This window comes from Oceanobacillus massiliensis str. N'diop, from assembly GCF_000285495.1.
Lineage (GTDB): Bacteria > Bacillota > Bacilli > Bacillales > Amphibacillaceae > Oceanobacillus > Oceanobacillus massiliensis.
Genome location: NZ_CAER01000103.1, coordinates 1 through 227, shown reverse-complemented (window position 1 = coordinate 227; position 227 = coordinate 1). Strand labels below are relative to the sequence as shown.

Genomic DNA, 227 nt, shown 5'->3' with positions numbered 1-227 from the left:
GTTCATCCCCTGGTCGCAAGAGCCCGAACAGCACGGTTGTAATGGCATGTGTCCCAGACACAATCTGCGGTCTGACAAGAGCATCCTCTCCACCGAAGACATCGGCATAAACCGATTCCAATGCTTCTCTTCCGGCATCATCATATCCGTAGCCGCTCGTGGAATTGAAATGACTATCACTAATTCTGTTTTTTATAAATGCATCGAGAACACGCTTTTGATTTGTC

General features: G+C 47.1%; 1 protein-coding gene. It reads right to left on the bottom strand.

From position 1 onward, the window contains the following. The coding region (locus OMHG_RS00245; RefSeq protein WP_010647165.1) for a methionine gamma-lyase family protein at positions 1 to 227 on the bottom strand (227 nt) is incomplete at both ends.